This window comes from Caulobacter sp. D5, assembly GCF_003185805.1.
Taxonomy (GTDB): Bacteria; Pseudomonadota; Alphaproteobacteria; order Caulobacterales; family Caulobacteraceae; genus Caulobacter.
This window is the reverse complement of sequence record NZ_QHJY01000178.1, coordinates 1-7,334: the sequence shown is the minus strand read 5'-3', so window position 1 is coordinate 7,334 and position 7,334 is coordinate 1. Positions and strand designations below refer to the sequence as shown.

Below are 7,334 nucleotides of genomic sequence, written 5' to 3'. Positions count from 1 at the left end.
CGCCGCGCGGCCAGCCGTCCACCCCGCCGCTGGCCGCCAGCAGCGCCCCGCCCAGGCCCGCGAAGGCCAGGCCCAGGCCCGAGATCGCGTCGGCCTTGATCCCCTTGCCGGCCAGGGTCCTGGCCAGGCCCTGGGCCCACGCCGTCTGGCGGCTCTTGAGCGGGCGGCGGTTGTCGAGGTCGGGCGCATCGGTCATCGGGCGGCTTTCCGGCGGGGCGTCGTTCCCGGAAGGGCGACGGCGGCGGGAAGTTCCACGCCTCTGCGCAACTAGGCTATACCGAAGGTCGAGCCAGCGGGAGCGTCGATGGATTTCGCCGATTGGATAGGGCGGGCGCAGGCCTTCCTGGCCGCCAAGCCGCCCGCCCTGCTGGCGGGGCTGGGCGGCGTGGTGATCCTGCTGGGCGTCGCCAGCGCCATCGCCGCCGTCCTGCCGCTGCTCAAGCCCGGCAAGTCGTTCGAGGAGCTGCGGCTGCGCATCGCCTCGTGGTGGGGGATGGTGGCCCTGCTGGCCGGGGCGCTGCTGCTGGGCTGGCAGGCGACCACCGCCGTCTTCGCCTTCATCTCGTTCCTGGCCCTGCGCGAGTTCCTGTCTCTCGCGGTGCGGCGGCGCGAGGACCGCCCGGCCATCCTGGCGGCCTATGGCTGCCTGATCGCGGCCTACGGCTTCATCGTCGCCGACCGCTACATGTTCTACATCGTGTTCATCCCGGTCTGGGTGTTCCTGGGCCTGCCCGCCCTGATGGCGCTGATCGGCCAGACGCGGGGCTATCTGGCCAGCGCCGCGACCTTCCACTGGGGCCTGGTCACCTGCGTCTACAATCTGGGGGTCGTGGCCTTCCTGATGCGGGTTCCCGACAGCGAGCCGCTGCCGGCCGGCGCGGCGGGCCTGGTGTTCTTCCTTCTGCTGGCCACCGAGTTCAACGACGTCGCCCAGTACTGCTGGGGCAAGCTGGTCGGCCGCCACAAGATCCTGCCCAAGGTCAGCCCCAACAAGACCTGGGAGGGTTTTATCGGCGGCTGGATCACCACCGCCGCCCTGATCTGGTTTCTCGGCCCGGTGTTCACGCCGCTGTCGGGCCTGGGCCTGGCCATCGTCGCCTTCGTGCTGCCGGCGGCGGGCTTCGCCGGCGACGTGACCATGAGCGCCATCAAGCGCGACATCGGGGTCAAGGACACCTCGCACGCCATTCCCGGCCACGGCGGGGTGCTTGACCGCGCCGACAGCCTGACCTTCACCGCCCCGCTCTACTTCCACCTGCTGGCCCTGTTCGGCCTGCAGAAGTTCTGAACCGGCCGTGCGCTTCCTCCGCTTTCTCCTGCTCGTCCTCGTCGCCCGGCCGCTGGCGGTGCTGATGACGGGCGCCGATGTCACCGGCCGCGAACGCCTGCCGCTGAAGGGTCCGGCGATCATCGCCGCCAACCACGCCAGCCATGTCGACACCCTGCTGATGCTGGCCGTCTTCCCGTCGCGGGCGGTGTCGAAGCTTAGGCCAGCGGCGGCGGCCGACTATTTCCTGCGCGACCCGGTGATCGGCTGGTTCTCGCGCCATGTGATCGGCATCGTGCCGGTGGCGCGCGGCAAGGCGGCCGACGGCGAGGACGTGCTGGCCCCAGCCCGCGCGGCCCTGGCGGCCGGCGAGATCGTGCTGATCTTTCCCGAGGGCGCCCGCGGCGACGGCGAAAGCGACGAGATGGGCCAGCTGAAGAGCGGCGTCGCCCGCCTGGCCGAGGCCTTCCCGCAGGCGCCGGTGATCCCGGTGTGGATCCAGGGCGCCGGCCGCGTGCTGCCCAAGGGCGCCAGCGTGCCGGTGCCGCTGAACTGCGCGGTGCTGGTGGGCGAGCCGGTGATCTGGACCGGCCGGCGCGGCGGCTTCATGGACGCCCTGCGCGCGGCCATGCTGGCCCTGAAGGCCCAGGCCCCGCCGCTGAGATGGTCCGAGGAGCCTTAGGCCGTGACGACCCCCGCCCAGCGCGACAGCCTGGGCGTACGGGCCACCAGCTCGGCCAGGCCGACATAGAGCGCCAGCATGCCGGCGGCGATCGGAACCACCTCCCAACGGAAGGCGTGGGGCGCTTCGGGGGCCAGGGTCATCGGCTGCAGGAACAGCAGGATGACGATGTTGTTGGCCGCGTGGGCGCCGATCGAGAACTCGATCCCGCCCAGGCGCAGCGTCGCCCAGGCCAGGCCGACGCCCAGCACCATGCGCACCAGGAAGGCGTCGGGATTGGGGTCGAAGTGAATGGCCGAGAACATCAGGCCGTTGATCGCCAGCACCAGCCAGGTGCGGTGGGTGAAGGCGCCCGAAAGCTTCAGCAGCCAGCCGCGGAACACCAGCTCCTCGGCCGCCGCGGCGACCAGCAGCAGGCCGATCGCGCCCGCCGCGTGCACGAAGCGGCTGTCGAGATCCGGCGTCAGGGTCAGGATCGGCGCGGCCGGCGGATGCGGGTCGAGCTGGGCCAGGCCTGCCAGCAGCGGCCCCAGCGTCACGGCGAACAGCACGAGACCCAGCAGGGTCAGCCGCCAGCGGAAGCTCGGCGCGCTGGTCAGGTAGGACTTCAGGCGGCGCTCGTGCAGCATGGCGGCGACGGCGGCGAAGGCCGTGGCCATGCCGCCGTTGGTGGCGGCCAGCAGGCACAGGACGAACAGCAGGGTCTGCAGGCTGCCGGCGGCCGCCTTTGGATCGCGCAGCGACTCCACCAGGGCCATGGCCGTCTCGAAGCCGCCCGGCGCCAGGCCGGCGAACAGGGCCATGACGAAGACCGCCCCGATGATCGCCGCCAGCGCCGCGGCGATCACGCCCACGGGCAGGGTCAGCAGCACGCGGCCGATGCGGCGGTCGGCCGGCGTCAGGTCGCCCAGGAAGGCCGAGCCTCTCGCGTCTTCGAACACCGCCGCCATCCCCTCGCACAGCCCCTGCTCCTCGCTAGAGCGGCGCGAGGCGAAGGAAAAGGGTTTTCGATCGATCCGCCCCCGCGACTTGCCGCCGCGCGGCGATGAAGGCACACATCCCCCGGTATTTGGCCCCAGTGTTTGTGGGGCGATCGCCCACGGGGGGTTTCATGAGCAAGACGGCGAACGCGGGCGGACACGAGGGCAGCGCCCCCCACCTGCATCGGCTGGTGCTGTTTTCGGACGCGGTCTTCGCGATCGCCATCACCCTGCTGGCCATCGAGATCCACCCGCCCGAACACTGGACCAGCATCGCCGACCTGTTCGGCCAGATGGGCCACAAGCTGTGGGCCTATGCGGTCAGCTTCGCGGTGATCGGCGTCTACTGGATCAGCCACCGGCGGATCTTCGCCCGGCTGCGGACGGCCAACGGCGTGCTCGACGTGCTCAACCTGGTCGTCCTGGGCCTGATCGGCCTGCTGCCGCTGGTCACCGAACTGCTGTGGGAGCACGGCGGCGCGGCCGCCATCGTCTATCTGGGCCTGGTGACGGCGATCGGCTTCGCCCTGGCGGCCCTCTGGGGCTACGCGGCCTTCGCCGGCGAACTGACCGGCCCGGTGCATCGGGGCGAGGCCCTGTTCACCCTGGCTAGGGTGGCGATCGCGCCCGGTCTGATGTGCGGCCTGATCTTCTTCGCTCTCAACCACGCCTGGGGCCTGATCCTGCTGGCCCTGGCGCTGGGCGCCTTCATCGCCGGCGGCCGCTACATGCGCCGGCAGGCCGAGCAGGCCGTCGAGATCGACCAACCCGAAGAGGCCTCGGCCTGATGCGCATCGTCTCCGGCCAGTTCCGCGGCAAGGCCATCGCCACCCCGCCGGGCGACGCCACCCGCCCGACCTCGGACCGCGCCCGCCAGGCCGTGTTCAACATCCTGGAGCACGCCGCCTGGGCGCCGGAACTGCACGGGGCGCGGGTGATCGACGTCTTCGCCGGCTCGGGCGCCCTGGGCCTGGAAGCCCTCTCGCGCGGGGCCGTGAACTGCCTGTTCGTCGAGACCAACGAGGCCGCGCGCGGGGCCATCCGCCAGAACATCGACGCCTTCGGCCTGTTCGGCCAGACCCGCGTGCATCGCCGCGACGCCACCGACCTGGGCGTCCGTCCGGCCAGCGCCGGCCCCGCCTTCGACATCGCCTTCCTGGATCCGCCCTACGCCAAGGGCCTGGGCGAGAAGGCCCTGACCGAACTGGTCGCCGGCGGCTGGCTGGCCCCGGGCGCGATCGTGGTGTTCGAGCGCGGCGTCGGCGAACCGGATCCGGCGCTGGAAGGGTTCGAGACGCTGGACGCGCGCGACTACGGCGCGGCGCGGGTGCTGTTCCTGCGGCTGCTGTAGAGCGCCTTGCGTCCTTCGAGATCCGCTTTGCGGGCGCCTCAGGATGAGGAATTCATTGCAATAGCGCCCTCATCCTGAGGTGCGAGCCGCAGGCGAGCCTCGAAGGACGCAGAAGGTCGGGCGCCCTTAAGGCCGCTTGCCCGGCCAGACGAGGTAGCCGTATTCGTCGCGGCCGGCCGACTGGTATTCCCCGTAAGAGCCGTAGGCCGCCGCATAGCCGTAGCCGGAAGCCGGCCCGGCCTGCGCATAGCCGCTGGCGGCGCTGTCGTAGCGTTCGCGGCTGGACTCGTAGGACTCCTCGGTGCGGGAATAGGCCGAGCCGCCGCGATAGGTTTCCTGGCGGGCGATGTCGCCGCGATAGCCACCTTCTCGATACCCGCCCTCTTGATAACCAGCGTCATAACCAGCGTCGTCATGACGGCGGCTGTAGCGGTCGGGCGCGTATTCCGGCGATGGCGGAGGCGGCGGCGGCAGGGCGGCGTGGTCCTCCACCCGCAGCGGCGGACGGCCGTAGCTCCAGCGGTCGAAGTCGCTCCAGCCGCGCTCGCCGTCGTCGCACTCCACCCGCTCCCAGCGATAGGCCCCGCCGGGACCGGTGACGCGGCGGGCGACGCATTCGCCGGGCCGGGTGTCGGGCGGCAGGATCTCCGGATCGACCGGCAGGCTGGCGCGATCGGGCGGACCGCCGGCCAGGCCGCGGTCATGGGCCAGGGCCGGGGCGGCCAAGGCGAGACCGGCGACGATCAGCAGCGGGGCGAAGCGGAAAGCATGGCGCATGGGGGAACACTCCAGGCCCGTTAATAAATCAGACCCGGGCGAGGCGCGCCCGCTCTTTCGCGCTCGGCGCGAGCTTGGCCGTTGATCTCAGGGAGAACGAAGACGGGATCGAAGGCGGCTTTTCCCGCCGCCCGTCCTCGCCTAGGATCCATTTTCAAACAATCGTTCGAGGCGGGCGTCATGGCGATCGAGGCGGTGATCTGGGATTTCGGCGGGGTCTTCACCACCTCGCCCTTCGAAGCCTTCCGCCGCTACGAGGCGCGCAACGACCTGCCGACCGACTTCCTGCGCGGGGTCAACGCCGTCGATCCCGACACCAACGCCTGGGCGCGGTTCGAGCGGGCCGAGATCGACGCGGCCGCCTTCGACGCCCTGTTCCTGGAGGAGTCGACCCGACTGGGCCACGCCGTGCCGGGGGCCGACGTGCTGCCGCTGCTGTCAGGCGAGGTGCGGCCGGGGATGGTGGCGGCGCTGAAAGCCTGCAAGGCCCGCTTCAAGGTCGGCTGCATCACCAACAACGTGCCCGGCGCCGGCCACGGGACGGGCATGGCCGCATCGCCGGAGAAGGCCGCGGCCGTGAGCGAGATCCTGTCGCTGTTCGACGCCCTGATCGAGAGCTCCAAGGCCGGGGTGCGCAAGCCCGATCCGCGCATCTACCGCATGATGTGCGAGCTGCTGGATGTTGCGCCCGAGCAGTGCGTCTATCTCGACGACCTGGGGGTCAACTGCAAGCCGGCGGCCGCCCTGGGCATGATCGCCATCAAGGTGAGCAGCGAGGAACAAGCCCTTGCCGAGCTTGCGGCGGCGACCGGATTGGCGTTCTGAAGAGGCCTGACGCTTTCGGAGCCGCCCGCATGACCCGCCCAGCCAAGATCGGCGCCGCCGCCGCCCTCGCCCAGCTCCAAGGCTGGACCGCCGCCAGCGGCAAGGACGCCATCGAGAAGACGTTTAAGTTCGCCGACTTCAACGCCGCCTTCGGCTTCATGACCCGCGTGGCCATCGAGGCCGACAAGCGCGACCATCACCCCGAATGGTTCAACGTCTACAACCGCGTCGAGGTGACCCTGACCACTCACGACTGCGACGGGGTGAGCGAACGCGACGTGCAGCTGGCCAAGTTCATGGACGCCATCGCGGGATAAGGCCCTTCCCCTCCCCCCGCATCCGGTTCAAACTATCGTTTGAATTTCAGGGAGGACGCCGAATGGCGCAGACCACGGGCCGGGTCGCCGGCAAGAAGGCCTTCATCACCGGCGCGGCCCAGGGGCTGGGCGCGGCGGCGGCGCGCAAGCTGGCCTCGGAGGGCGCCAAGGTGGCCCTGGCCGACATCAATGTCGACGGGGCCAAGGCCGTGGCGGCCGAGATCAATGCGGCGCACGGGGCCGGCACGGCCTTCGCCTACGCCCTGGACGTCACCCAGGAAGACCAGTGGATCGCGGTCCTGGAGGCGGCGGCGAACGACCTGGGCGGCATCTCGGTGCTGGTCAACAACGCCGGGGTGGCCGGCGACAAGCCGCTGGAGCAGATGGAGTTCGACCTCTGGAAGAAGATCATGTCGATCAATGTCGACAGCGTCTTCCTTGGGGCCAAGCACGCCCTGACCCATATGCGCGCCCACCAGCCGGGCTCGATCGTCAACATCAGCTCGATCGCCGGCCTGATCGCCAACCACAACTCGCCGGCCTACAACGCCTCCAAGGCCGGGGTCTGGCTGCTTTCCAAGAACATCGCCCTCTATTGCGCCAAGCTCGGGCTCGACATCCGCTCGAACTCGATCCACCCGACCTTCATCGACACCCCGATCCTCGATCCGCTGAGCCAGCGCATCGGCAAGGAGGAGGCCCACGCCAAGCTTGGCCGGCAGATCCCGCTGGGCCACATCGGCGAGCCCGACGACATCGCCAACGCCGTGCTCTACCTGGCCAGCGACGAGAGCAAGTTCATGACCGGCGCCGAGCTGAAGCTCGACGGCGGGATCTCGGCGATGTGAGCCATCTCCCTTCTCCCCTTGCGGGAGAAGGTGTCGACGAAGTCGACGGATGAGGGGTCGCACCCACGAGAAACGCCGCGACGGCTGGTCAGCTGTCGCGGCGTCTTGCTTTTGAGAGACCCCTCACCCGACCTCCCTTCGGGAGGCCACCCTCTCCCGCAAGGGGAGAGGGGCTTAGCGCGGCGCTCGCTTCGCGAGGATCCGTTGCAGGGTGCGGCGGTGCATGTTGAGGCGGCGGGCCGTCTCGGAGACGTTGTGGCCGCACATCTCGTAGACCCGCTGGATGT

At 70.2% G+C, this 7,334-nt stretch carries 10 protein-coding genes and 1 pseudogene; 7 read left to right on the top strand and 4 right to left on the bottom strand.

What is annotated here, in order from left to right:
- A pseudogene (locus tag DMC18_RS12940) lies at positions 1-196 on the bottom strand (CDP-alcohol phosphatidyltransferase family protein); the annotation flags it as partial.
- Positions 197-304: 108 nt separating this feature from the next.
- On the opposite strand from DMC18_RS12940, the gene DMC18_RS12935 reads away from it, so the two are divergent.
- Complete coding sequence (locus DMC18_RS12935; protein WP_110120167.1) at positions 305-1,288, top strand: phosphatidate cytidylyltransferase; 984 nt, start codon at positions 305-307, stop codon at positions 1,286-1,288.
- 7 nt (positions 1,289-1,295) lie between these two features.
- Positions 1,296-1,949, top strand: coding sequence for a 1-acyl-sn-glycerol-3-phosphate acyltransferase (locus tag DMC18_RS12930; RefSeq protein WP_110120166.1), 654 nt, complete (start codon positions 1,296-1,298; stop codon positions 1,947-1,949).
- On the opposite strand, the gene DMC18_RS12925 is transcribed toward DMC18_RS12930, so the two are convergent.
- Positions 1,946-2,899, bottom strand: a complete 954-nt coding sequence (locus tag DMC18_RS12925) for a lysostaphin resistance A-like protein (protein ID WP_370444027.1) — start codon at positions 2,897-2,899, stop codon at positions 1,946-1,948. The two genes, DMC18_RS12930 and DMC18_RS12925, sit on opposite strands and share 4 nt — an antisense overlap.
- A 161-nt stretch (positions 2,900-3,060) precedes the next feature.
- On the opposite strand from DMC18_RS12925, the gene DMC18_RS12920 reads away from it, so the two are divergent.
- Both DMC18_RS12920 and rsmD read left to right on the top strand, forming a co-directional pair.
- Positions 3,061-3,717, top strand: a complete 657-nt coding sequence (locus tag DMC18_RS12920) for a TMEM175 family protein (protein ID WP_110120165.1) — start codon at positions 3,061-3,063, stop codon at positions 3,715-3,717.
- Positions 3,717-4,280 carry a 16S rRNA (guanine(966)-N(2))-methyltransferase RsmD gene (gene rsmD / locus DMC18_RS12915; protein WP_110120164.1) on the top strand — a complete coding sequence of 188 codons (564 nt, stop codon included), beginning with the start codon at positions 3,717-3,719 and terminating at the stop codon, positions 4,278-4,280. The genes DMC18_RS12920 and rsmD overlap by 1 nt, the downstream gene beginning before the upstream one ends.
- A gap of 126 nt (positions 4,281-4,406) precedes the next feature.
- Here the strand turns inward: rsmD and DMC18_RS12910 are convergent, their stop codons facing one another.
- Positions 4,407-5,057, bottom strand: a complete 651-nt coding sequence (locus DMC18_RS12910) for a hypothetical protein (RefSeq protein WP_110120163.1) — start codon at positions 5,055-5,057, stop codon at positions 4,407-4,409.
- A 180-nt stretch (positions 5,058-5,237) separates the two neighbouring features.
- Between DMC18_RS12910 and DMC18_RS12905 the strand changes: the two genes are divergently transcribed.
- The 3 genes from DMC18_RS12905 (at position 5,238) to DMC18_RS12895 (ending at position 7,047) form a co-directional block, all read left to right on the top strand.
- Positions 5,238-5,882 (top strand): HAD-IA family hydrolase, encoded by a 645-nt coding sequence (locus DMC18_RS12905; RefSeq protein ID WP_110120162.1) that lies wholly within the window; start codon positions 5,238-5,240, stop codon positions 5,880-5,882.
- A 29-nt stretch (positions 5,883-5,911) separates the two neighbouring features.
- Positions 5,912-6,199: a 4a-hydroxytetrahydrobiopterin dehydratase gene (locus tag DMC18_RS12900; RefSeq protein ID WP_110120161.1), complete on the top strand. Its 288-nt coding sequence runs from the start codon at positions 5,912-5,914 to the stop codon at positions 6,197-6,199.
- Positions 6,200-6,261: 62 nt separating this feature from the next.
- Positions 6,262-7,047 carry an SDR family oxidoreductase gene (locus DMC18_RS12895; protein ID WP_110120160.1) on the top strand — a complete coding sequence of 262 codons (786 nt, stop codon included), beginning with the start codon at positions 6,262-6,264 and terminating at the stop codon, positions 7,045-7,047.
- Positions 7,048-7,221: 174 nt separating this feature from the next.
- On the opposite strand, the gene DMC18_RS12885 is transcribed toward DMC18_RS12895, so the two are convergent.
- A partial coding sequence (locus tag DMC18_RS12885; protein ID WP_199232572.1) for a helix-turn-helix domain-containing protein occupies positions 7,222-7,334 on the bottom strand: 113 nt, incomplete at its 5' end.